Origin of the sequence: Candidatus Pelagibacter sp. HIMB1495 (assembly GCF_052047955.1) — a bacterium.
Lineage (GTDB): Bacteria > Pseudomonadota > Alphaproteobacteria > Pelagibacterales > Pelagibacteraceae > Pelagibacter.
Map to the genome: position 1 here is coordinate 1,157,491 of NZ_JBNAIQ010000001.1, position 21,847 is coordinate 1,179,337.

Below are 21,847 nucleotides of genomic sequence, written 5' to 3' on the forward strand. Positions count from 1 at the left end.
ATTAACCTAAAAAACTTTAAATTTAAAAGGAGAGAAATGGCAATTACATACTTAAAAAAATCACCAAAAACATCATCAACTGACGATACAAAAACAAGAGAAATAGTTGAAAATATTCTTAAGGATATTGAAACAAGCAAAGAAGAAGGTTGCAAAGAGCTTTCAAAAAAATTTGATAAGTATGAAGGTGAAGTAGTTATCTCTAAAGAAAAAATTGAAGATATTAAAAAAAATTTAGATCAAAAAACAAAAGATGATGTCCAGTTCGCTCATGAAAGAGTCAGAAAATTTGCGGAAGCTCAATTAAAAAATTATGGTCAAGATTTTGAAGTTGAATTGTCTGAAGGTTTATATGCAGGTCAAAGATTAATTCCTGTTAATACAGCTGGATGTTATGTACCTGCTGGAAGATATGCTCATATCGCATCTGCAGTAATGAGTGTAACAACTGCTAAAGTTGCTGGGGTCAAAAATATTTTAGTGTGTAGCTCTCCAAAACCTGGTGTTGGCGTTCATCCAACTATTGTTTATACAGCTGATCTTTGTGGTGCAGATGTAATTATGAACCTAGGTGGTGTTCAAGCAATAGCTGCGATGACAAATGGTTTATTTGGAAATGCGCCTGCTGATATATTAGTAGGTCCTGGAAACCAATTTGTTGCTGAAGCTAAAAGAATTTTATTTGGTAAAGTAGGAATTGATTTATTTGCAGGTCCAACAGAAATAGGAATTATTGCTGATGAAAACGCAGATCCAGAAATCGTTGCAGTAGATTTAGTGGGTCAAGCAGAGCACGGATACAATTCACCAGCTTGGCTTTGGACAACAAGTAAAGAATTAGCAGAAAAAGTAATTAAAAGAGTACCTGAACTTATTGCTGATCTTCCAGAGTTACCAAGAACTAATGCTGAAGCTGCTTGGAGAGATTACGGAGAAGTTGTTCTTTGTGATACAGATGAGGAAATGGCTACGATTAGTGATGAGTACGCACCTGAACACTTAGAAGTTCAAACTAAAAACTTAGAGTGGTTCCATAAAAGATTAAAAAACTACGGTTCTTTATTTATCGGTGAAGAAACAACTGTTGCTTATGGTGATAAATGTTCAGGAACAAACCATATTCTACCAACTAAAGGTGCTGGAAGATATACGGGTGGTTTATTTGTTGGTAAATTTATCAAAACTTTAAGTTTCCAAAGAATGACTAAAGAATCTACTGAACTTGTTGGAGCAGCTGCTGCTAGACTTTCAAGATATGAAGGAATGGAAGCTCATGCAAGAACTGGTGATGTTAGATTGAAAAAATACGGTTACTAAACAATTTATTAGATAGGATTTAACATGAAAAAATTTGAAGAAGTAATGAGCGTCAGCAATGAAATTGAAAACATCACTGCTGAAGAAGCAAAGAAGAAATTAAATGATCCTAATGTTCAATTTATTGATGTTAGAGATAAAGAAAGTTTTTCTAAAGGGACTATTGGAAATGCAATGCATTTAGATAGAGGTTTGCTAGAATTTTATTTAGCTGAAGGAAGTCCTATTGAAAACGATACTTTTAAAAATAATCCTGACAAAGAATATGTTGTATTTTGTGGTTTAGGTGGTCAAGGAACTCTTGCTACAAAAACAATGAAAGAAATGGGAATTAAGAACGTTAAAAATATTACAGGCGGTATGTCTGAGTGGGATAAGTTAAAAGATTAGTCCTTAATTAAATCTAAAACATCAACACCTATTTGCTTAAGTATATGTATTAAGTCTATAGGTACCCAGTTTTCTCTAATTTTACCTTCGTGGTGATGGTAAAAATCCATTACTCTCATAGTAACGTTTTGATTATCAGATTTGTATCCTAACCAATCATCTGACCCATAAACTGCTTGTATGCTATGCCAGCCAGCAGTCATTGAAAAGTTTCCATCGCCAAGTTCGCAGTAATGTCCTAGTTTCCAATAATTTCTTTCTTTAAAAGTTTTTCTAAATGGTAACTGATGGTTATCTACAAATCCCTCTAAGTTTCTTCCAGTGCCTATTCCGCTTGGCCCATACCATATCATTTTATCATGCCAAAATTCACTTTGTGGATGATTAATTAATTTACCTTTTAATTCTTCATCTGAATTAGTTTCTAACTCTGGCTTGATGTTCAAGCTTCTTTGCATCGTTAAAGATTGATCTAAACTTGCTTCAGAAACTTTCATATCTTTTTCAAAATAATTTACACCATCAGTATTAATTGGATTTAGCCAATTTCCCTCTGAACCTCTTGAGGCTTTAATTGGATTTTTTCCTGTTTGAAATATCAAATCTAATAAATCAATTAAGATATAACTCTCTACAATTTTATCATTTTTCAATTCATGGACTTCGCAGCATTTAAGATTTACCATTTTATTAATTGGCTTTATCCCAAAAATAGGTTTTTTGAATGTCCCTGAAAGCATAGATACTGATCCAACTTGAACTTTATCTCTAAATGTACCTCCAATGACTATCTGTTCTCTTCTCTCAATGTCTGGAAAAGCTTCAAATAGAGGTAGCCAAAATTTTTCTTTAAATGTATTTGCACCCTCAAATTCATTAACAGGGTGAAAACAATTAACTTTTACATCTTTATCAAAATAATTTTCTATATTTTGATCTAATTTAGATATTCCACCTTCTATAATTGTTTTTAAATAGCCTCTTACTTTTGTTTTATTATTGAAATTTTCTTCAGGTGTAATTTCTAATTTTTTTACACCTTGCTGTTCTTTTAAACCTGTATCAAATTGTTGTATTGGCATTTATAATAATTTAAGTAGGGTTAATATCATAATTCAATTAGAAAAACATATGGAAAATAGGTTAGCAAAATTTAATGAGCTGGTTCCAAGTACCCTGCCCTTTGTAGAAGGTAAACTTGAAGGTCACAAAGAAAGAAAAAATTATTCTATAGTTGGACCTGGTGTAGCTGAAGATAGCAAACAATTTATAAAAATTGCTATGCCTCATAGTTTTAACTTAGGTGCTGTGTCAGCACTTCCCCAAAATGGTTCAGGCCTACATAGTCATACAACTGCAGAAGTATTTGTTATTTATTCTGGTAGATGGAAATTTTATTGGGGGGCAGAAGGGAAAGATGAAACAATTTTGAATGCTGGCGACATAATTTCAATGCCAACTAACATGTTTAGAGCATTTGAAAACGCAGGTGACGAAGAAGGATTAATTTTTGTTGTTTTAGGTGGAGATGATCCTGGAATTATAACTTGGGTTCCAAGTGTTTTGGAAAAAGCAAAAAAAACTGGTATGGCACTTTTAAATGATAATTCGTTAATTGATTTATCTATTAATCAAATTCCAGAGGGAAAAACAATTCTTGAGCCTATTTCTCAAGAGGAAATAAAAAAATTTGATAACTATAAATTGGATCAACTAGAAAAGTTTATATGTAAAAGTAATGAAAATTCAAAACATGAAAACAAACTAAATGAGAACATTAATTTAATTCAAATTCTTGGAAATAAATTTGAAAAGAAGGAATTCTCTCCAGTTATAAATCAAGATACAGGATTTAATCTTTCAATTTTAAAATCCATTAAGGGTCATATTACAAATTTAAAATTTGAAAAACCTACAATAATGTTCTCAAGAACTGGAAAATGGGAAATAATGATTGATGATTTTCAGTGTGTTTTAAATGCTAAAGATACAATTTCTATTCCAATTAATTCTAGCGTTAATATTAAAATAGATGAAAATGAGGAATGTTACTTAAATTGTGTAACACAAATCTAATGAAAGGTTTTGATCCAAAATATAAAAACTTTCCTGATTACATACTTAAAATAACTAAACAAATTTGGGAAAATAAAGATGTTGAGTCTATTGGTCAATTTTATAGCGACAATATTCCAGTTAGATCACCTTTTGGTGTCACGTATGGAAATAAACCTGTAATTGATGCAACTTATGGGACCTTAAAAGAATTTCCTAACAGACAATTGCTTGGAGAAGATGTGATTTGGAATGGAAATGATGATATTGGTTATCATTCATCTCATAGAATTTTAAGTAAAGGAACACATCTTGGTGATGGTTCATACGGCAAACCAACTGATAAAGATATTTATTATAGGGTAATTGCTGATTGTGCATGCAAAAATAATCAAGTCTATGATGAATGGATTGTTCGTGATCAAGGAGCAATGGTAAGACAAATAGGATTTACACCAAAAGATTTCGCTCAAATGCTTATAGATAAAGAAGGCGGCGTTGAAAAAGCAAAACAATTATTTAATTCAAATTCTGAGATGAATTCAGATTACAAACAAGGCGTTGTACCTGATGATTCTGCTGGAAGTAAATACTCCAAAATATTAAAAAATATCTTTAAAGATGATTATGATTTTTCTGACTATGCAAGAGCTGCAACCATTTATTGGCCTGGAAACAAAATCGGACATGGGAGAGAAGATATAATCAAATTTTGGAATGCTTTAAAAAATACTTTGAGTGATATGAAGTTTTCTGTTGAGCATATTGGTTATTTAGAAGAAGCAGATAAAAATCCTAAAGCATCAATACGATGGTTTCTGCAAGGTAATCATTCAAAAGATACTGAAGAATTTGGAGAAAAATCAAATAAAAATATTTTTATAATGGGTATAAACCATGCAGAAATAATTGATGGAAATGTTATAAGAGAATGGGTTTTGTTTGATGAGGTTGCAATTTGGAAACAAATTTTAATGAAATAAATTATGAGTAAAATTAAAACAACACATGTGGGAAGTTTACCAAGATCAAATGAATTATCTGATCTTTTATTTAAAAAAGATCAAAAAGAAAAAATAGATTTAAATCAATTTGATGAAATTGTTCAAAGAGATGTAGATAATATTGTTAAAAAACAAAAAGAAGTTGGAATTGACTTTATTAGTGACGGTGAAATGTCTAAGATTAGCTATGCAACTTATGTTAAAGATAGAATTGATGGCTTTTCAGGAGAGAGTGAAAGAAAAGCACCAAAAGATTTAGATGACTTTCCATCTTTTAAAGAAAGAATTGCAAGAACAGGTGGCACTCCTACTTACACAAGACCTTGTTGTACAAGTGAGTTAAAAATTAAAGACAAAACTTCTCTAACAAAAGATATAAATAATTTTAAACAAGCTTTAGAAAAAAATAATCATAAAGATGCGTTTATGAATGCTGCTTCGCCAGGAGTTATTTCAGCTTTCTTACCCAATAAATTTTATAAAAATGATGATGAATATTTAGAAAATTTATCTAACCTGATGAAAGATGAATATGAAGAAATTACATCAAATGGATTAAAACTTCAGTTAGATTGTCCAGATTTAGCTCTTGCAAGACACATGACTTTTAAAGATTTATCAGAAGAAGAATTTTTAATAAGAGCAGAAAAACAAATAGAATGTTTAAATAACGCTATTAGTAATATAGATAGCTCCAAAATAAGAATGCACATTTGCTGGGGTAATTATGAAGGACCTCATTTACATGACATTGCGCTAGAAAAAATTATGCCTATAGCTTTAAAGGCTAATATACAAACATACTTAATTGAGTCGTCAAATCCAAGACATTCTCATGAGTGGCAAATTTTTGAAAATTTAAAAATCCCAAATGACAAAATAATTGCTCCTGGGGTAATCGACTCAACAACAAACTTTGTTGAACATCCCGAGGTTGTAAAAAATAGAATTGTAACCTATTCAAAAGTTGTTGAGAAAGATCAATTGGTTGCTGGAACAGATTGTGGTTTTAGTACCTTTGCGGGCTTTGGAAATGTTGATGAAAATATTGTTTATAAGAAGCTAGAGTCTTTGGTACTTGGCGCAGAACTTGCGTCAAAAGTGATTTAATTTCCTCTTTAATTTAAACTTCCTAATAGATATAGTTTTTGAACTTAAATTATAATTTAACAATAAATATAAAGAGAGAAAACATATGAGAAAAATACTAGTTACTTTATTGTTTTTACTTTTTGGAACTTCTGCTTATGCAGATTGTAACATTAAAAGTGGTTCAATAAATATTTTGGCTAATGATTTTCCTGCATTAAGAACTTTCGTTGAAACTTCTAAACAATGTAAAGGAAGTGCAGATTTTAAAGTGACTCATTCATCTGAGCACAATAAAATCGCAGTGCCAGCTCTTACTGCAAATCCATCTGAATTTTCAGCTAGAATTGCAGCAAACAGTTCAATCGTTCCTTTAATGAACCAAGACTTAATAAGACCTTTAGATGATCTTGTTAAAAAATATGGAAAAGGAATTCAAGACTCTCAATTGATCACAATTGATGGAAAAGTAATGGCTGTAGCATTTATGGCTAACACTCAACACTTATACTATAGAGAAGACGTTTTAAAAGATCTTGGTATAGCTGTTCCAAAAACATATGAAGAGGTAGTTGCTGCTTCTGAAAAAATTAGAGATTCAGGAAAAATGCAATATCCATATGCTGCTGCTTACAAAGCAGGTTGGAACTTAGCAGAAGAGTTTGTGAACATGTACATTGGTCATGGTGGTGAATTCTTTAAGTCTGGAAGTGCAGAACCAAATGTAAATAATGCAGAAGGTGTTGCTACTTTAAACATGCTAAAAAAATTATCTGAATTAAGTAACCCAGATTATTTAACACATGATAGTGAAGCTATTAAAGTTGAATGGGAAGCTGGAAATGTTGCTTTAATGACATTATGGGCTTCTAGATCAGGTACACTTTTAGATGATGAAGGTGATGCTAATATTACTAAAGCTACAAAACTAACAGGTCCAGCTACTGTTGCTGGCGGAAATATCCCAGCTGCAACTTTATGGTGGGATGGTTTCACACTTGCAAAAAATAGACCTGATGCTGATGCTGAAGCTACATTTAGAGCTTTGGCGCACGCTGCATCAAACAAGAAAATGGTTGCTGATGCTGCTGACCAAGCTGTTTGGTTAGTAGAAGGATTTGTTCCTGGACCAAAATCTATTGGTGTAATTGAAGCTGTAAAAATGGGTGCAAAACCATATCCAATGTTACCACAAATGGGTTTAATGCATGGTGCATTAGGAAGTGAGATTGTTGAGTTTTTACAAGGTAAAGAGTCAGCTGAACAAGCATTGAAAGATGTTGAAGCTGCTTACACTAGTAAAGCTAAAGAACAAGGCTTTCTATAAAATCTAATCTTTAAGTGGGGACTTGATCCCCACTTAACTAAAATTTTCATGCCTAATAAAACTTTTTTTTGGTTTTTTTTACCAACAGGATTAGCAATGGTCCTATTTATTGGGCTTCCTATCATTTCTACTGGAGTTCAATCCTTTTATGCTCAGCATGATCAAGTAGTTAAAGAAGTTAAAAAATGTGATCCATTTGGCTGTACTGTTTCAATTGTAGTCGACAATGAAGCAACTACTAAAATTAGAGAAGCAAAACCTTTGGGGAAATTTAATGGTTTTGGGACGTATATAGATAGAAACCATTTAGCAACAGAGGAAATAAAAAAATTTTGGAATGAAACAGAAACTTTTGGTGAATTTGTTGATCAAGTAACCAATCTACCATTTTATAAAGCGCTAATCTTTACATTAACTTATTGTATATTTGTAACTCCAAATGTTTTGTTATTAGGTTTTATTATAGCTTTGAGTTTAAACGCAATCTCAAGAAAAATTAGAGGTCCTTTAATTTTTGGTACTATTTTGCCAATGATTGTAACTCCATTAGTTGGGTCGTTAGTATTATTCTGGATGATAGACTCTCAAGGAATAATTGGAGCTAATATTCAAAATTTAATGAATGATCCATATTTGTCTTTGAAATCCTCTAAAACACTCACGTGGATAACAATTATTATATATGGAATTTGGCATCACTCCCCTTTTGCATTTGTAGTTTTCTATGCTGCGCTTCAAACAGTTCCTCAAGAACCAATTGAAGCTGCAATTATTGATGGTGCTTCTAGATTTCAGAGAATTAAACATATTGTGCTCCCTCATATTTACCCAGTGGTAACATTTGTTGCATTAATTTCATTAATGGACAATTTTAGAGTATTTGAACCAATTATAGGTTTTAGTGCTGAAGGTAGTGCGCAATCTCTTTCATGGTTAATTTACGATAACCTGGTAAATGAAGAAGTGATTTTATTTGGTTCTGCTGCAGCGACATCAATGATGACAATCATTGGCATAGCTATTTTGCTTGCCCCTGTATTAGTTAGAACATGGAAAGAATTTAAAACTGCGAGATAAATATGGATTACGGTTTAGATAAAAAATCAAATACTTTAAAAACATTTAATACCATATTCATTATTTCTTGGTTGTTAGTTGCATGCTTTCCATTCATCTGGACTTTTTGGGGATCATTTAAAGTAAGAGCAGACTTTTTTTCAAGGTCAGATTGGTGGTACGCTGTTTCTGCTTTCAACACTTTAATTGAAACTGGAGAAAAATTTACAACAAATGCATATCATGAAGCATGGTTTGAGGGTGAATTTTGGAAAGCATCCAAAAATACCATTATTGTTACTGTGTTTGTTGTTAGTATTTCATTGTTTTTGGGAACTTTAGGAGCGTACGCTCTTTCAAGATCAACTGAGAAATATGCATTTTGGATTTTAATGGCAGCTTTAATCTTTAGAGCTATGCCACATATAACCCTAGTCTCGGGTTATCTATTTCCATTTTTTGAATTACAAATATGGGGCATACTACCAACAACTATTGTTGTTTTAGTTGCTATTAATCAACCATTTACTTTATGGTTACTCTATTCATTCTTTAAAACAATTCCAAAAGAGCTTGATGAAAGTGCGTTGATTGATGGATGTTCATATTTTCAAGCATTTAGACATATCATAATGCCAGTGATGTGGCCTGGAGTTATTACTGCTGGATTATTTAGTTTAATGCTTGCTTACAATGATTTCACTGTAACGGCTTTACTACTTAATCAAGAAAATCATACAATGGTTCCAAAGATACAAAGTTATTTAGGAACTAACCAACATGAGGGTAATCTAATGTGGGCAGTTTCAGCAGTAGTTTCTGCAACGGCACCATTATTTATGTTGGTCATGTTCTTCCAGAGACAAGTTATCAGTGGTTTAACTACTGGAGCTGTAAAAGGTTGAAGAAATATTACAAAGCTTTGTTATTCGGTTCTATTGGAACCCTTGTTGAAACATCAGAAATTCAGAGAAAATCCTTTAATGAAGCTTTTAAAAAAAAAGGATTGGATTGGTATTGGACTAAAAAAGAATATATCAAACTTCTAAACAAATCAGGTGGTAAAGATAGAATAACAGAATATGCAAGAACAAAAGGTATTAAAGTTAATGCTAAGCAATTAAGAGATTTAAAAACTAAACTATTCAATAATTACTTAAAGAAAAATCATTTAAAATTAAGACCAGGTGTTAAAAATATAATTAATCTTTGTAATAAAGAAAAAATTAAATTAGCTTTTGTAACCTCTACCTCAAAAAATAATATTAATTCTATTCTTTTCTCATTAAGAAAATCAATTAGTCAAAAAAACTTTGACTTTATTGGAAATTCAAAATTAGTTAAAAATTTAAAACCAAATCCAGACATATACCTTCTTGCATTAAAAAAACTTAAATTAAAACCTAAGGAATGTTTAGCTATTGAAGATTCTCAAGAAAGTTTGAATTCAGCAGTTAATGCAAAAATTAGATGCATAATTTGTCCAGGAAAGTTTCACATAAATAAAAAGTTTAAGAACGCTTTTAAAAAATTAGAGAAATTAAATAAAAATATTATTCTGAAATAAAATCATTTACTAGATTATTAAATCTATCTGGTTCTTCTAAGTGAACATTGTGACTGCAATTTTTAAATATTTCTAATCGACTATTCTTAATATTTTTATTTAATGTATCGACTTGTTCATAATTATAAGAGATATCTTTATCACCCCATATAATTAAGGTGTCATTTTTAATGTTTTTTAAATTATCAATACCTCTCCAATTTTTCATTGCAAGCAAGGCGTTATCAGCAGTTTCTAATGAAACATTTTTAACTGCATTAGCACATAAAAAATAATTTTTATCTTTATCCCCTTTTACAAACCATTTAGGTGGAACTCTTGAAAATGATACTTCAGCACCCTCTTTCTTAAGTTTCTCTCTTGTTTCGTCCATAGTTTCAAATCTACCGGGGATATCTCCAATAGATCCTGTTGCAAAACAGATTAATTTATTAACTCTATCACCAATTAATTTTGTTATTTCTTGAACAATCATTCCACCCATTGAATGTCCAATTAAATTAAATTTTTCGATTTTTTTTTCATCTAGTATTTCAATGATTTTTTTTGCCATCGCATTAATAGAATTTAATGATTGTGCACTATGACTTTCACCAAAACCAGGAAGTGCTGGTGCAATAACTCTAAAATTTTTTGAAAAGTAATCTTTTTGAAAGCACCACATCTCTGAGGAACCTAAATATCCATGTACTAAAACAAATGGAAAACCTTTACCTTTATCATCTACAAAAATATTACTCATAAAAGCTTAATTATCATTTCCTTTAAAATAAACAAAACTAAAAAACTCATAAAAACTATGATGAATATATTTATTACCTGCCATATTTTTTTGTCATTAGCATACTTAGAAAGGTAATTTGATAAATATCCTAGAATAAAAAAAAATAAAAAAGAAGCTAAAGATGCGCCTATCGCAAATGAAAATTTTTGATTTAATAAGTAGTTCTTAGAGAAATTTCCAAGAATAAAAACCGTATCAGAGTAAACATGTGGATTTAAATATGTGAACCCCAATGTTTTTAAGAAAATATTTAACCTTGATACTGCACTAACATTACTTTGAAAATTAACTTCTTTGTAATGAGTTTTAATTTTTGAATAGATAAAATGAATTAAAAAAACCACTAAAAGAAGGTTAAAAATAAATTCTACAATTGGGTTAAAATATTGATTAAAGAAATGAAATAAAAAAATTCCAAAAAAAATTAATATTAAATCAGAAACTGAGCAAATAAAACAAACTAGAAATACATGCTGTTTTTTTAAACCTTGTTCAATTACAAAAATGTTTTGAGCACCAATTGCTAAAATTAAACTTAGGCCAGTAAAAAAACCTAACAGTGCGTATTCCATTGATTTTTCTTAAACTCGTTTTCTACCCTGAACAACTCTATCAAGAATAAGAGCTACAAATAATATGGCAACACCAGCTAAAATACCTTGTCCTACGTTTGCGTATTGAAGTGCTTCTAATACATCTTGACCTAAACCTTTGGCACCAATTAATGATGCTACAACTACCATTGCTAGACTTAACATTACTGTTTGATTAACACCTGCTAATATAGATGGGGTTGCTAATGGCAGATCTACTTTTCTAAGCAAATACCATTTAGATGCACCATAAGCAATTGCAGCTTCTCTAATTGTTTCAGGTACTCCTCTTAAGCCAAGAACTGTTAGTCTAACTACAGGTGTTCCACCAAATATCATTGTAATAATAACTGCTGCGACTTTTCCAGTTCCAAAAAATGCTATTACAGGAATCATGAATACGAAAGCGGGCATTGTTTGCATGAAATCCATAATCGGTCTTATCATTGAATAAAATCTTTGTCGTCTTGCACAAAAAATTCCAAGAGGAATACCAATTACAATACTTAATACTGCTGCTGTTCCTAAAAGAGCTAATGTTGTCATAGCTTTAACCCAAAAACCTAAAAATCCCATGTAACATAAAAATCCTGCTGAATAAATTGCAGCTCTAGGTCCTGCCGCTAATCCAGTTAAAGTTACAATGGTCGTAATAATTACTATCCAAGGAGTTTTTACAAATAGTAACTCTAAGAAATCTAGTACTGATCTAATACCAATAGTGATTGCCGTAAATAACGCATCTCCTTTTAATACTGCATAATCGAAGATCGTTTCTACCCATTTTATTGATGTTAACCTGATATCTGGATGAGTTGGGAAGTCGTCCATTAATGTAATGACACCAGGAAAACTATAATGCACTACAGAAAAAAACATAATAACTGCAGCAAACATTGTGCTTGATACAAAATTCTTAACTTGCATCCCAGGTCTTAGAGTTTTGTCTGATAACCATTCTGAATATCTTTTTTCTAATATCGAGTTAGCTAGTATTCCTTGAACAACTTTAACTGCAATTAACAATCCAATACCAAAAATTGTAATCCAAATAGCTGATGCCTCAATCCTTGCTACTTCATCTATGTAACCTTGCATGGCATCTTCTAGTGATTTGATATTTCTTTTATAAACCTCAACTTTGTCTGGATTATTTGTAATAGCTGCTTCTAACTGTTTGTTTCTAAAAGCTATGGTTGACTCAACTTGTTTAATTTTTTCTACAGCTTCTTTAGTAATATTACCAAACAAACCTCTAATAATTTGAACAACTGAAAACGTCTCTATAATTAAGAAAGCTAAAGCCCAATTCCAAATATTTCTCATTCCAAACCATATTGGTCCTAGAATTCCAGCATATAAATTGAATGAAAATGAAAAAGAAGGTTTGCTACCAATTTTTTGAAATTCTTTAATATAATATTCAGGATTAGATTTTACAAAATCTGTAATTAATTCTGATCTGGTTGGATTATGTATTTGTTTATTCTCCATCTCCACCCTCTATAACAGCTTTTAAAAGATCAGATTGTGTTAACACACCAACATTATTTTGATTATTATCCTTAACTACCAATGGTCCTTCGCTAGATTTTGATAACTCAATGAGCTTGCTTAATAATTCATTTTCTCCAACACTGTTGCTGCTTTCATTTAATTTTCCATTAGCACTCTCGTAACTCTCAATAGATTGCATAATTGTTTTTGCTTGAACAACTTTAAGTCTTGAAATTCCTTTTACAAAGTCAGCAACATATTCATCTGCAGGACTTACAACTATTTCTTCAGGTGTACCTATTTGGATTACTTTTCCGTCTCTCATAATTGCAATTCTGTGTCCTACTCTTACTGCTTCATCTAAATCATGAGTAATAAATACTGTGGTTTTTTTCATTTGTTTTGAGAGTTTGATGAATTCAGCTTGAAGCTGTCTTCTTATCAGTGGATCTAATGCACTAAAAGGCTCGTCCATTAACAGAAATTCAGGATCAGCTGCTAGTGCTCTTGCAAGACCTACCCTTTGTTGCATTCCCCCAGATAGTTCGTGAGCAAACTTATTGCCCCAACCTTGTAGCTCTACAATTTCTAAAATTTTATTTGCAGCATCTAATCTATCATTTTTGCTTACACCTCTTATCTCAAGCGGCATTGCAATGTTATCAACAACAGATCTGTGAGGCATGAGTGCAAAGTTTTGGAAAACCATCCCTATTTTTTTATTTCTTAATTCTTGAAGGTTTTCTCTATCAAAGGCCATTACATCCTGACCATTAATTAAAATTTTGCCTGATGTTGGTTCTAAAAGTCTATTAATATGCCTAACTAATGTAGATTTTCCACTTCCAGAAAGCCCCATTACACAGAATATCTCACCTTGTTTAACATCAAATGAAACATCTGAAACTCCAATAACTGAGTTGTAATTTTCTAAGGCTTCTGTTTTTGAAATTTTTTTATTTTGGATTGCATCTAATGCTTCTTTAGAAGTATTGCCAAATACTTTCCAAACATTTTGAATTTGTATTGCTGAACTCGATGAATCCATTTTTGTTTTTTATTATAGGAAAATATACTCGGCAATCTTAAATTGCCGAGTATAGATTTTGATTTAGATTATAGTCCTAACCAACCGTCTACAGTTGATTTATTTGCTTCCATCCAAGCTCTTGCTACATCAGCTGGATCTTTTTTCTCAACTGAAACCGCATAAGCCATTGCAGAAACATCATCAGCTGTTAATTGAAAATTCTTAAAGAATTCTACAATTGCTGGTGATTGACTCTCTAAAGAAGTAGCCCAACCGATTTGGATTTGCTTAAGAGCATCTTTTGATGCAACATAAGATTTCTTGTACCAGTCAGCATCTGCTTTAGGTTGAATCATTTTATATTTTGCAGGATCATATTTTGGTTCTGTTAACATGACTACGTCAGCCATTCCCCAAATTGCATGAGGTTTGTAACAATAGAATGCGTAACCTTCACCTTTTTTGATTGAGTCTAGTACTCTTGCATTTTTAACTGCTTCAGCAGCTCTAACTGCTTCGATACCAGCATCATATAAACCATAGTCTCTTAATTTAACTTGGTTAACATTAGCAGAAGCCCAACCATCAGCACCAATCCAAAACTCACCTTTACCATTTCCATCGCTGTCCATTGCTTTAACAACTTCTGGTCTAGCTAAGTCTTCAATAGCTGTAATATTCATTTTTTTAGCAAACTGTTGAGAAACACAGTAACCTTGGTTTCCTTCATATGGTTTGCTACTTAATTTTAAAGTTCCTTTTGGAACTAAATCATTAGTGTAAGCTTCTTGGTTTGGTAACCAAATATCTGGGTGAACATCGATTTCACCTTTTCCTCTGTCAATTGCTGCATAAATTGCAGTATTGTTTCCAGGAACTAATTCTGCTTCACCACCCATTTTGTCTGTAACTACTGCAGCAAGTAAATTTGCAATTGCAGTTGCACCTGTCCAACCTGGATCTCCAATTTTAACTTTTTCTGCGTTTGCAGAGAAAATTGATAAAACTGAAATTAATCCAGCTACAAGTGTAGATTTGATTATTTTCATTATCTCTCCTTAATTATTTATAAATAAAGTCTAACGCGAATTGAGATAACGTGTCAAAGAAAATAAAGATATAAAAGATAAGTATAATTATTAAATATAATTTATTCTGGATTAGACGTTAGTGTCTTTATTTCTAAAATATTTTCGTTTGGATCTTTTACAAAGAATGTTTCTTGTTCATACTTAGTGCCTTTAAATCTTAAATATGGTTCATCGTAATATTTAGTACCACTATCCTTTAATCTTTGTTTAAGTGCATCAAAATCTTTTCTCGATAAATGAACACCAAAATGGGGTACAGATACATTCCCCATGTCAACATCATGTCTTTCACTGTCTAACTTATGAGCACTTTTGTGAAGCGTTAATTCATTACCCCAAAAATCAACATCAGCCCACTCTTGTGCAGAATTATCCAGTCTGCATCCTAAAGTTTCACTATAAAACTTTTTTGCGACCTCAAGATCACCACAAGGTATAGCTAAATGAAAACAATTAGTGTTTTTGTACATAATTAATCTTTAATAACAGAATATAATGACTATATAAGCCACTTATCGAAATTTCAAGTGAGCATAAAATACAATGAATGATTATTTACAATCGATAATTGATAGAGATCCTGCAGCAAAATCAAAGCTTAGTTTGATTTTAACCTATCCAGGTGTCAAAGCAGTATTCTTTCATAGACTAGCAAACTTTTTTAGTACTGCTAAATTTTATCTCGTTGCAAGAATCATTTCTCAATTTTCAAGATTCTTAACTGGTATTGAAATTCATCCTAATGCAAAAATTGGAAAAAATTTATTTATTGATCATGGTATGGGAGTAGTGATTGGTGAAACTTCAGACATTGGTGATAATGTTACTATCTACCATATGGTTACATTAGGAGGAATTGCACCAAGTATAAATTCAAATGATCAAAGAAATATGAAGAGACATCCAACAATTAAAGATGAAGTAGTGATTGGATCAGGAGCACAAGTTTTAGGTCCAGTAACTGTTGGACGATGTGCAAAAATTGGAGCGAATGCTGTTATTACAAAAGATGTTCCTGAAAATGCTGTTATGGTTGGAATTCCCGCTAAGAATGTTGGAATAGCTGATAGTGAATTTAAACCTTACGGAATTACTCCTGATAGTGATAAAAAATCAGATAATGAATAATACACAAAACGATTTTATTTCTGGGATTGGAAATACTCCTCTTATAAAACTTAGAGCTGCATCAGAGATTACCGGTTGCAATATTTATGGTAAGGCAGAATTTTTAAATCCAGGTGGATCTGTAAAAGATAGAGCTGCACTTGCATTAATTAAAGACGCACAAGAAAAAAAATTAATCTCCAAAGGAGGAACTGTTGTTGAAGGTACAGCTGGTAACACTGGAATTGGTTTGGGTCTTTTAGGAAATTCTTTAGGTTACAAAACGATTATTGTAATGAATGACAATCAAACTCAAGAGAAAAAAGATTTACTAAGAAACCTTGGTGCTGAGTTAAGATTAGTTGAACCGAAGCCTTATAAAGATGACAATAACTTTGTAAAAGTTGCTTCAAGACTTGCAGATGAATTAAGACCCTCAAATAATAACGGAGTTATTTGGGCAAACCAATTTGATAATACTGCAAATGCAAAAGGTCATTACGAGGGAACAGGTCAAGAGATCTGGGAACAGACAGAAGGTAAAGTGGATGGTTTTGTGTGTTCATCTGGAACTGGGGGCACCATTTCGGGTGTAAGTAATGCGTTAAAAGAAAAAAATAAAGATATCAAAATTTACCTTTCAGATCCTAAAGGTTCTGCTCTTTATAATTATATAAAAAATGGAGAGTTAAAATCTGAAGGAGGATCTATAACAGAAGGAATTGGCTCAAGTAGAGTTACAGCAAACTTTGGTGAGGCCAAAATTGATGACGCCTACTCTATTGATGACCATGAGGCTCTACCTATTCTTTATGATTTAATTCAAAATGAGGGTTTAAGTTTAGGAACTAGTTGTGGAATAAATATTGCTGGAGCTATTAGAATGGGAAAGGAATTAGGACCTGGTAAAACTATAGTAACCATTCTTTGTGACAGAAGCGATAAATATGCAACTAAAATGTTCAATAAGAAATTCTTGGAAGAAAAAGGTCTACCAATACCTAGTTGGTTTTAGATATAAATCTTATCTGCTAATCCGTAACAAAGTATTGCACTTAACAAAGTAAGAATACCCGGTGCAATAATTCCTTCATTAGATGTTTGTGGAGTGTGACCCAACTTATTAATTTTAATATTATAAATACCAACAATAAAAGCTGAAAGGTTTTGTAAAAATACTAAATTAAAAAATGCCCACGTACCTTGAAGACCATCAGGTCTTATAAATCCAACCCATATTGCCATTGCAACAGCACCTATAAACAAAGAACCAAAAAATCTGGTCATTCCAGCACCAGTATCATCAATACCGAACTTATCTAAAAATTTCTTTGTAGCGAAAACGGTTTGATATGCATAAACAGCAAAAACAATAAAATGTACCAAAAATATAATTAAATAAAAAATTCCATTAAATTTTTCAATCATAACAAAACTTTATCAAATTTTATCATCAGATAAAACAACATAATCAGCAACTTTTGTGCTCCTTAATTGCATAACTGACGCGCGTTATAAACACGAGAGACTTTGTCATGAATATGTAACAGTCTTCTATTACTTATAATTAATAACTAAAAGAAAGATAAAATGAAAAAAATAATAATAGTTTTGGTGCTTAGTTTATTTACTACAATTGCTAACGCTGACGGCCATGCAAAAGCAAATGCGTTTGCTATTACTTTGAAAGTTCCAGCTAGTGATGTTGCTAAAGTTGAAGAAATGTTGAAAACGCACCATAAATGGATGAAAGAAACTCATCCAATGACTGGTGAAAAAAAATTAAATTCATATTCAGTTATCAAAGGACCTGAATGGAATAATCCTGCAGATCCTTCACAAGGTATGACTGGAAATATGTATTTTATTTTAACTGAGTATTATGAAAATCCTGCTGGTTTTCAAAATCATCAAGAGCTTGGAAGCAAATGGCCAATGATACAAGAATTTCAACAAATGCTATTCAGTTATGTTGTGGGATATACTTTTCCTGGAACAACTGTTGTTACGATAAAATAAAAAGAAGAAAATTATGAAAAAAATAATATTAACATTAATTAGTATTCTATTTTTGACTTCTTCGTATGCTGGTATGAGTGAAGATGACAAAAAGAAGACAATTGAGTGTGCAGGAATTTATTATGCAAATAGTATGATTCCACAAGCAGAACTTGAATTGGAAAAAATTACACATTCTTTTGCTGCTAAGAAATTTTTAAGCTCTTACTTGGTTAAAGATGGTGTAAATGAAGAAAATCTTAATAAAGAATTAATTAAGGTTGTTGATGAACGTTATGGAAAACCATACGAGGAAAATACCACAATGGAATGTGATAGTTTTGTTTATAAATTAATCCCTAATTCAAAAGAGGAAATAGATAAATTGGTAAAATCAGGGATTTACTAAACAAAAAATTTAGAAACGAAAATATATGAAAAAAATATTAGTGATTTTATTCAGTGTTTTATTTCTGACCTCTGCATATGCGGATATGTCTGATAGTAATAAAAATAGAGCTTGGGAATGTAGTGGTATTTATATGGCTAACTATTTCTTGCCACTCGGTGAAACATTTGAATATAGTATGAAAGAAAAATCTATGGCATCAGTTAAAGTTTTAAAAGCTTATGCCTTAGAAGTTGGAGTCCCTGAAAAGCAATGGGATGAAGGAGTAAACAAAGCTGTTGATAAGTTTTATGGATCTAAATTTGACGAGGATAAAACTAATGCCTGTCATGAATTTGTAAACTCAACGGTACCTAATGGAGAAGATAGAGTTAAAAAAGTAGTACAAACTCTATATTAGAAAGGAGTAAAAAATATGTCTAAATTTTATATTATAGGAAAGATTAGTCGTGATCTTGCTTTGAGAATGCAGAGCGATCCAAATGCAGATAGAGGAGCAGCGATCAAAGCTATTTGTGATACTGTTGGAGTAAAGTTTCATAGTTATGAGTGGGTTCGAGGAAGATTTGATGTAATCAATGTTATTGAAGGAGATTACGAAAGTGTTCTTGGAATGAAAGTTGCAATTATGAATGCAGGTTTAATGGAAGATATTATGATTCATGAAGTGTTTGATTATAATAAAACTTTCAACAAAGCTGCAGATGCTGGAAAAAACTTTAAAAAACCAGGTGAATAAACGAAAGGAATAAATGTCTATCTTAGAAAAATATAGTGCCGCACTAAAAAATAAAGACGAAGCAGCTATGAATGAGCTTTTGCATGATGATTTTAAATTTACAATGCATAAATCAGGAAATGTTTTAACTAAAGGTGATGTTATCAAATGGGCAATGAGTGGTGACATCAATCAAGATAAAGTTAGAATTGTTTACGAGAATGATGAAGTTGGAATTCATCATGCTTTTGTTACATTTAACGATGGAAATGTTGAGGCTGTAATGGCAGTTTATAAATATAACAATGGTAAAATTGTTAGTTTAGAAACTGGCGCTACTCCAATGCCTAAATAATTATATATATTTAGCGGGATTTCATTTAATATTATTAAATGAGTCTCGCTACTTCATACTTGTTCCTAGGTATTGCTGTATTCCTAGGAGTTACCTCAAATAGTTTTGCTAAAAGTGCTGAAGGTTTTACTCTTCTCTTTCCAAGTATAATTACTGCAATTACAATTGTTTTGTGCATGTATGCACTTTCATTAGTGATGAAGAATATACCAATGGGTATCACTTACGCTTCATTTGCAGGGTTAACAATCATTGCAACAGTTATAGTAGGTGTAATTAAATATAATCAAATTCCAAATCTTTACTCCATGATCGGACTAGCATTTATAATTATTGGAGTTTTAATGGTTAATTTGTTAGGCAGTAAATAATATGAAACCTTTTATAGGATATTTATTTTTAGCTAATGGCATAATTTTTGGAATAGCTTCAAATAGTTTTGCTAAAATCTCTGAAGGTTTTACAAAGCTAACTCCTTCAATTCTATGTATTTTGTTTATGTGTATTACAATGTTTTCAATTGCAAAAGCTATGCATGCAATACCTGTTGGATTTGCTTATTCAATTTATAGTGGTTTGACAGTAACAGGAGTTGTTCTTTTTGCAGTATTAAAATTTAATCAAGTTCCTAATGTTTATGGGATAATTGGAATTGCTTTGATTATTATTGGCGTAGTTATGGTTAATTACTTAGGTCGATTAAATTGATATTTTTTTAAAATGTCTGGAAGTTGATAACTTCCATCTTCATTTAAAGATAGTTCGTATTCATTAATAACAGTGCTTGTATCTAATGGAGAATATAAATGTGGGTACATATCACCATTTGATGCTTGTTCCCAAAGTAAGTGTTCAAGTTTAAAAGCATTTACTCTTAACAAAACAAGGTTTTCTTTATTTGGAAAATGTTTTTTTAAGGTTTCCTCGACCTGATCTTCTTCTGAGAAATGAATATAGCCATCTTTAATATCTTTTTCAGATCCACCATAAGTTCCAGATTGCTTAGCTTTTTGCCATTCTTCTTTATCAATAACTTTAAAAATAAATTCTAAATTCATTTTACCAGGAAGAGTTTGGTCCTTTTAAAAATTCCAGCTCTTCTTCAGTAGATTCTCTTCCTAAAATTTCATTTCTATGTGGATATCTATGAAACTGTCTAATTGCTTTGGTGTGGTCTTGCCAAAATTTTTTAATCTTATTGTATCCTTCATGTTCTCTTAAATATTTATTTAATAAGTAATAAGCCATTTCATGATCACTAATTTCTTCACTATGAATCAAAGGTAAAAGCATAAAAAATCTTTGATCAACATTCATAGCTTCTAAATATCCAGAATACACTGCATCATTTACTATCAATCTAGTTTTTTGATCTTGAGCAAATGCTTTTTTATCATCCCTAAACATATTTCTTGAAAATTGATCAAACAAAATTACCAAAGCTAAACAGCTCATGGGATTATCCTGCCAATCATCATATTCATTTTGACAAGCAAGTTCATAATCTTTTAAAAATTTATCTTTTATCTTTTGATCAAATTTATCATCCTTCTTAAATCTCATTTCAAAAGGAGTTTCTTTAAACCAGAAATCTAAAATTGATTGCGCTCGTTCTGGTATCATTCAGCTAAAGGTTTTAATAATTTTAATATTTGTTTATGATTTGCTTTATTATTTGAGACAATAATATTTCCTCCTACCACAGGATTTCTATTCCCCCACGTAGTTACTATGGCTCCACTTGCTCTCACTATTGGCATTATTGGATGAATGTCCCAAATTTTGTTTGCACACTGTGCAACCATTTCCAATCTACCTTCAGCTAGTTGACAATATGTCAAAGCATCAAAGCATGGAAATTGCATTCGTTTAATAAATTTTTGAATTTTGGATTGTTGTTTTAAGGTTAATTGATTATGAAAAGCAGCAGCTAACTTTGAATTTGCAAAATTTAATTTAGAATTAACTTTTAGTTTTCTTTTTTTGTTATTTTCAAAAACGTATGCGGTGTTTTTGTTTACATTTAAGTAATATTTTTTCATTTTAGGGAAATTTGCTAATCCTAAAATTGGCTCTCCATTATAATTTAATGAAATCAAATTACTCCAACTAGGATTACCAACAACATACGATCTAGTACCATCAATTGGGTCTATTACCCATGAAAATTCACTTTTAGTATTTTTGTGACCGTATTCCTCACCTATAATTTGATGATCTGGAAATCTTTTAGAAATTTTGGATCTTATAAACTTTTCAAAAGCTTTGTCAGATGTAGTTACTGGATCATAACCTTTGCCTTTCATTTTATTGGTTATCTTGAACGGCTTATCTAACTTAGCATAATAAAATTTTGTTAGATCTTTAGCTAGCTGGTTTAAAAAACTTGAAAATACTGGATATTTTTTTGTATCAAAATTATTCACAAAGAATTCTTACTATTTAATTTATATTGATTAA

29 protein-coding genes are annotated in these 21,847 nt (G+C 31.2%); 18 read left to right on the forward strand and 11 right to left on the reverse strand.

Translation table 11 applies throughout. The annotated features are described in order from the left end of the window. Positions 1-36 precede the first annotated feature (36 nt). Positions 37-1,317, forward strand: coding sequence for a histidinol dehydrogenase (gene hisD / locus ACTTAW_RS06280; RefSeq protein ID WP_440614200.1), 1,281 nt, complete (start codon positions 37-39; stop codon positions 1,315-1,317). Positions 1,318-1,341: 24 nt separating this feature from the next. Continuing rightward, positions 1,342-1,707: a rhodanese-like domain-containing protein gene (locus ACTTAW_RS06285; RefSeq protein ID WP_075505893.1), complete on the forward strand. Its 366-nt coding sequence runs from the start codon at positions 1,342-1,344 to the stop codon at positions 1,705-1,707. On the opposite strand, the gene ACTTAW_RS06290 is transcribed toward ACTTAW_RS06285, so the two are convergent. Continuing rightward, the gene (locus ACTTAW_RS06290) at positions 1,704-2,789 is read right to left on the reverse strand and encodes an ester cyclase (protein ID WP_440651558.1); all 1,086 of its coding nucleotides are present in this window, start codon (positions 2,787-2,789) and stop codon (positions 1,704-1,706) included. The two genes, ACTTAW_RS06285 and ACTTAW_RS06290, sit on opposite strands and share 4 nt — an antisense overlap. A 49-nt stretch (positions 2,790-2,838) precedes the next feature. Here ACTTAW_RS06290 and ACTTAW_RS06295 point away from each other — a divergent pair, with 49 nt between their 5' ends. The 7 genes from ACTTAW_RS06295 (at position 2,839) to ACTTAW_RS06325 (ending at position 9,805) form a co-directional block, all read left to right on the forward strand. Further along, entirely contained in the window at positions 2,839-3,783 is a 945-nt protein-coding gene (locus ACTTAW_RS06295) for a cupin domain-containing protein (RefSeq protein ID WP_440651559.1), read from the forward strand. Next, positions 3,753-4,745 carry an ester cyclase gene (locus ACTTAW_RS06300; protein WP_440651560.1) on the forward strand — a complete coding sequence of 331 codons (993 nt, stop codon included), beginning with the start codon at positions 3,753-3,755 and terminating at the stop codon, positions 4,743-4,745. Before ACTTAW_RS06295 ends, ACTTAW_RS06300 begins: the two co-directional genes overlap by 31 nt. A gap of 3 nt (positions 4,746-4,748) precedes the next feature. Next, positions 4,749-5,876 carry a cobalamin-independent methionine synthase II family protein gene (locus ACTTAW_RS06305; protein WP_262590504.1) on the forward strand — a complete coding sequence of 376 codons (1,128 nt, stop codon included), beginning with the start codon at positions 4,749-4,751 and terminating at the stop codon, positions 5,874-5,876. A gap of 85 nt (positions 5,877-5,961) precedes the next feature. Further along, positions 5,962-7,182: an ABC transporter substrate-binding protein gene (locus tag ACTTAW_RS06310; protein ID WP_440651561.1), complete on the forward strand. Its 1,221-nt coding sequence runs from the start codon at positions 5,962-5,964 to the stop codon at positions 7,180-7,182. A gap of 48 nt (positions 7,183-7,230) precedes the next feature. Next, entirely contained in the window at positions 7,231-8,259 is a 1,029-nt protein-coding gene (locus ACTTAW_RS06315; RefSeq protein ID WP_262590502.1) for a carbohydrate ABC transporter permease, read from the forward strand. Between the two features lie 2 nt (positions 8,260-8,261). Then, a complete protein-coding gene (locus tag ACTTAW_RS06320; protein ID WP_075505887.1) occupies positions 8,262-9,143 on the forward strand; it encodes a carbohydrate ABC transporter permease in 882 nt (293 codons plus the stop codon). Further along, on the forward strand, positions 9,140-9,805 hold the full coding sequence (locus tag ACTTAW_RS06325) for an HAD-IA family hydrolase (RefSeq protein ID WP_440651562.1): 666 nt from the start codon (positions 9,140-9,142) through the stop codon (positions 9,803-9,805). The genes ACTTAW_RS06320 and ACTTAW_RS06325 overlap by 4 nt, the downstream gene beginning before the upstream one ends. Here the strand turns inward: ACTTAW_RS06325 and ACTTAW_RS06330 are convergent. From ACTTAW_RS06330 to ACTTAW_RS06355, 6 genes are all read right to left on the reverse strand, one after another. Next, positions 9,792-10,547 (reverse strand): alpha/beta fold hydrolase, encoded by a 756-nt coding sequence (locus ACTTAW_RS06330; protein ID WP_440651563.1) that lies wholly within the window; start codon positions 10,545-10,547, stop codon positions 9,792-9,794. The genes ACTTAW_RS06325 and ACTTAW_RS06330 overlap by 14 nt on opposite strands. Beyond that, complete coding sequence (locus ACTTAW_RS06335; RefSeq protein WP_440651564.1) at positions 10,544-11,161, reverse strand: LysE/ArgO family amino acid transporter; 618 nt, start codon at positions 11,159-11,161, stop codon at positions 10,544-10,546. Before ACTTAW_RS06335 ends, ACTTAW_RS06330 begins: the two co-directional genes overlap by 4 nt. A 9-nt stretch (positions 11,162-11,170) precedes the next feature. Beyond that, a complete protein-coding gene (locus ACTTAW_RS06340) occupies positions 11,171-12,676 on the reverse strand; it encodes an ABC transporter permease (protein WP_440618248.1) in 1,506 nt (501 codons plus the stop codon). After that, positions 12,666-13,727, reverse strand: coding sequence for a quaternary amine ABC transporter ATP-binding protein (locus tag ACTTAW_RS06345; protein ID WP_440651565.1), 1,062 nt, complete (start codon positions 13,725-13,727; stop codon positions 12,666-12,668). The genes ACTTAW_RS06340 and ACTTAW_RS06345 overlap by 11 nt, the downstream gene beginning before the upstream one ends. 68 nt (positions 13,728-13,795) lie before the next feature. Next, complete coding sequence (locus tag ACTTAW_RS06350; protein WP_440651566.1) at positions 13,796-14,758, reverse strand: ABC transporter substrate-binding protein; 963 nt, start codon at positions 14,756-14,758, stop codon at positions 13,796-13,798. A 101-nt stretch (positions 14,759-14,859) separates the two neighbouring features. Beyond that, entirely contained in the window at positions 14,860-15,270 is a 411-nt protein-coding gene (locus ACTTAW_RS06355; RefSeq protein WP_440651567.1) for a VOC family protein, read from the reverse strand. 73 nt (positions 15,271-15,343) lie between these two features. Here ACTTAW_RS06355 and epsC point away from each other — a divergent pair, with 73 nt between their 5' ends. Next, the gene (epsC, locus tag ACTTAW_RS06360) at positions 15,344-15,928 is read left to right on the forward strand and encodes a serine O-acetyltransferase EpsC (RefSeq protein ID WP_440651568.1); all 585 of its coding nucleotides are present in this window, start codon (positions 15,344-15,346) and stop codon (positions 15,926-15,928) included. Beyond that, entirely contained in the window at positions 15,921-16,922 is a 1,002-nt protein-coding gene (locus ACTTAW_RS06365) for a cysteine synthase A (protein ID WP_440651569.1), read from the forward strand. Before epsC ends, ACTTAW_RS06365 begins: the two co-directional genes overlap by 8 nt. On the opposite strand, the gene ACTTAW_RS06370 is transcribed toward ACTTAW_RS06365, so the two are convergent. Next, the gene (locus ACTTAW_RS06370; RefSeq protein ID WP_440651570.1) at positions 16,919-17,335 is read right to left on the reverse strand and encodes a hypothetical protein; all 417 of its coding nucleotides are present in this window, start codon (positions 17,333-17,335) and stop codon (positions 16,919-16,921) included. The genes ACTTAW_RS06365 and ACTTAW_RS06370 overlap by 4 nt on opposite strands. A 162-nt stretch (positions 17,336-17,497) precedes the next feature. Between ACTTAW_RS06370 and ACTTAW_RS06375 the strand changes: the two genes are divergently transcribed. The 7 genes from ACTTAW_RS06375 to ACTTAW_RS06405 are packed head-to-tail and all read left to right on the forward strand — an operon-like array spanning position 17,498 to position 20,095. Continuing rightward, entirely contained in the window at positions 17,498-17,926 is a 429-nt protein-coding gene (locus ACTTAW_RS06375; RefSeq protein WP_440651571.1) for a hypothetical protein, read from the forward strand. A gap of 13 nt (positions 17,927-17,939) precedes the next feature. Continuing rightward, positions 17,940-18,314 carry a hypothetical protein gene (locus ACTTAW_RS06380; protein ID WP_440651572.1) on the forward strand — a complete coding sequence of 125 codons (375 nt, stop codon included), beginning with the start codon at positions 17,940-17,942 and terminating at the stop codon, positions 18,312-18,314. Between the two features lie 25 nt (positions 18,315-18,339). Beyond that, positions 18,340-18,714: a hypothetical protein gene (locus tag ACTTAW_RS06385; protein WP_440651573.1), complete on the forward strand. Its 375-nt coding sequence runs from the start codon at positions 18,340-18,342 to the stop codon at positions 18,712-18,714. Positions 18,715-18,729: 15 nt separating this feature from the next. Next, on the forward strand, positions 18,730-19,053 hold the full coding sequence (locus tag ACTTAW_RS06390) for a GYD domain-containing protein (protein WP_075505873.1): 324 nt from the start codon (positions 18,730-18,732) through the stop codon (positions 19,051-19,053). Positions 19,054-19,066: 13 nt separating this feature from the next. After that, positions 19,067-19,387 (forward strand): nuclear transport factor 2 family protein, encoded by a 321-nt coding sequence (locus ACTTAW_RS06395; protein ID WP_440651574.1) that lies wholly within the window; start codon positions 19,067-19,069, stop codon positions 19,385-19,387. 38 nt (positions 19,388-19,425) lie between these two features. Beyond that, positions 19,426-19,758, forward strand: coding sequence for a DMT family transporter (locus ACTTAW_RS06400; protein WP_440651576.1), 333 nt, complete (start codon positions 19,426-19,428; stop codon positions 19,756-19,758). Between the two features lies 1 nt (position 19,759). Then, the gene (locus ACTTAW_RS06405; RefSeq protein ID WP_262590486.1) at positions 19,760-20,095 is read left to right on the forward strand and encodes a DMT family transporter; all 336 of its coding nucleotides are present in this window, start codon (positions 19,760-19,762) and stop codon (positions 20,093-20,095) included. On the opposite strand, the gene ACTTAW_RS06410 is transcribed toward ACTTAW_RS06405, so the two are convergent. The 3 genes from ACTTAW_RS06410 to ACTTAW_RS06420 are packed head-to-tail and all read right to left on the reverse strand — an operon-like array spanning position 20,074 to position 21,813. Then, complete coding sequence (locus tag ACTTAW_RS06410; RefSeq protein ID WP_440651578.1) at positions 20,074-20,445, reverse strand: DUF952 domain-containing protein; 372 nt, start codon at positions 20,443-20,445, stop codon at positions 20,074-20,076. The genes ACTTAW_RS06405 and ACTTAW_RS06410 overlap by 22 nt on opposite strands. A 1-nt stretch (position 20,446) precedes the next feature. Continuing rightward, positions 20,447-21,010: a DUF924 family protein gene (locus tag ACTTAW_RS06415; protein ID WP_440651580.1), complete on the reverse strand. Its 564-nt coding sequence runs from the start codon at positions 21,008-21,010 to the stop codon at positions 20,447-20,449. Then, positions 21,007-21,813 (reverse strand): inositol monophosphatase family protein, encoded by an 807-nt coding sequence (locus tag ACTTAW_RS06420; RefSeq protein ID WP_262590483.1) that lies wholly within the window; start codon positions 21,811-21,813, stop codon positions 21,007-21,009. Before ACTTAW_RS06420 ends, ACTTAW_RS06415 begins: the two co-directional genes overlap by 4 nt. Positions 21,814-21,847: the final 34 nt, after the last annotated feature.

What these genes read in the sequence shown, in the direction of transcription:
- ACTTAW_RS06320 (WP_075505887.1), top strand. Translation starts at nt 8,262, where the DNA reads ATGGATTACGGTTTAGATAAAAAATCAAATACTTTAAAAACATTTAAT.
- ACTTAW_RS06305 (WP_262590504.1), top strand. Translation starts at nt 4,749, where the DNA reads ATGAGTAAAATTAAAACAACACATGTGGGAAGTTTACCAAGATCAAAT.
- ACTTAW_RS06330 (WP_440651563.1), bottom strand. Translation starts at nt 10,547, where the DNA reads ATGAGTAATATTTTTGTAGATGATAAAGGTAAAGGTTTTCCATTTGTT.
- ACTTAW_RS06395 (WP_440651574.1), top strand. Translation starts at nt 19,067, where the DNA reads ATGTCTATCTTAGAAAAATATAGTGCCGCACTAAAAAATAAAGACGAA.
- ACTTAW_RS06355 (WP_440651567.1), bottom strand. Translation starts at nt 15,270, where the DNA reads ATGTACAAAAACACTAATTGTTTTCATTTAGCTATACCTTGTGGTGAT.
- hisD (WP_440614200.1), top strand. Translation starts at nt 37, where the DNA reads ATGGCAATTACATACTTAAAAAAATCACCAAAAACATCATCAACTGAC.
- ACTTAW_RS06400 (WP_440651576.1), top strand. Translation starts at nt 19,426, where the DNA reads ATGAGTCTCGCTACTTCATACTTGTTCCTAGGTATTGCTGTATTCCTA.
- ACTTAW_RS06410 (WP_440651578.1), bottom strand. Translation starts at nt 20,445, where the DNA reads ATGAATTTAGAATTTATTTTTAAAGTTATTGATAAAGAAGAATGGCAA.
- epsC (WP_440651568.1), top strand. Translation starts at nt 15,344, where the DNA reads ATGAATGATTATTTACAATCGATAATTGATAGAGATCCTGCAGCAAAA.
- ACTTAW_RS06295 (WP_440651559.1), top strand. Translation starts at nt 2,839, where the DNA reads ATGGAAAATAGGTTAGCAAAATTTAATGAGCTGGTTCCAAGTACCCTG.
- ACTTAW_RS06415 (WP_440651580.1), bottom strand. Translation starts at nt 21,010, where the DNA reads ATGATACCAGAACGAGCGCAATCAATTTTAGATTTCTGGTTTAAAGAA.
- ACTTAW_RS06335 (WP_440651564.1), bottom strand. Translation starts at nt 11,161, where the DNA reads ATGGAATACGCACTGTTAGGTTTTTTTACTGGCCTAAGTTTAATTTTA.
- ACTTAW_RS06385 (WP_440651573.1), top strand. Translation starts at nt 18,340, where the DNA reads ATGAAAAAAATATTAGTGATTTTATTCAGTGTTTTATTTCTGACCTCT.
- ACTTAW_RS06340 (WP_440618248.1), bottom strand. Translation starts at nt 12,676, where the DNA reads ATGGAGAATAAACAAATACATAATCCAACCAGATCAGAATTAATTACA.
- ACTTAW_RS06285 (WP_075505893.1), top strand. Translation starts at nt 1,342, where the DNA reads ATGAAAAAATTTGAAGAAGTAATGAGCGTCAGCAATGAAATTGAAAAC.
- ACTTAW_RS06345 (WP_440651565.1), bottom strand. Translation starts at nt 13,727, where the DNA reads ATGGATTCATCGAGTTCAGCAATACAAATTCAAAATGTTTGGAAAGTA.
- ACTTAW_RS06365 (WP_440651569.1), top strand. Translation starts at nt 15,921, where the DNA reads ATGAATAATACACAAAACGATTTTATTTCTGGGATTGGAAATACTCCT.
- ACTTAW_RS06350 (WP_440651566.1), bottom strand. Translation starts at nt 14,758, where the DNA reads ATGAAAATAATCAAATCTACACTTGTAGCTGGATTAATTTCAGTTTTA.
- ACTTAW_RS06370 (WP_440651570.1), bottom strand. Translation starts at nt 17,335, where the DNA reads ATGATTGAAAAATTTAATGGAATTTTTTATTTAATTATATTTTTGGTA.
- ACTTAW_RS06380 (WP_440651572.1), top strand. Translation starts at nt 17,940, where the DNA reads ATGAAAAAAATAATATTAACATTAATTAGTATTCTATTTTTGACTTCT.
- ACTTAW_RS06300 (WP_440651560.1), top strand. Translation starts at nt 3,753, where the DNA reads ATGTTACTTAAATTGTGTAACACAAATCTAATGAAAGGTTTTGATCCA.
- ACTTAW_RS06310 (WP_440651561.1), top strand. Translation starts at nt 5,962, where the DNA reads ATGAGAAAAATACTAGTTACTTTATTGTTTTTACTTTTTGGAACTTCT.
- ACTTAW_RS06390 (WP_075505873.1), top strand. Translation starts at nt 18,730, where the DNA reads ATGTCTAAATTTTATATTATAGGAAAGATTAGTCGTGATCTTGCTTTG.
- ACTTAW_RS06315 (WP_262590502.1), top strand. Translation starts at nt 7,231, where the DNA reads ATGCCTAATAAAACTTTTTTTTGGTTTTTTTTACCAACAGGATTAGCA.
- ACTTAW_RS06375 (WP_440651571.1), top strand. Translation starts at nt 17,498, where the DNA reads ATGAAAAAAATAATAATAGTTTTGGTGCTTAGTTTATTTACTACAATT.
- ACTTAW_RS06290 (WP_440651558.1), bottom strand. Translation starts at nt 2,789, where the DNA reads ATGCCAATACAACAATTTGATACAGGTTTAAAAGAACAGCAAGGTGTA.
- ACTTAW_RS06405 (WP_262590486.1), top strand. Translation starts at nt 19,760, where the DNA reads ATGAAACCTTTTATAGGATATTTATTTTTAGCTAATGGCATAATTTTT.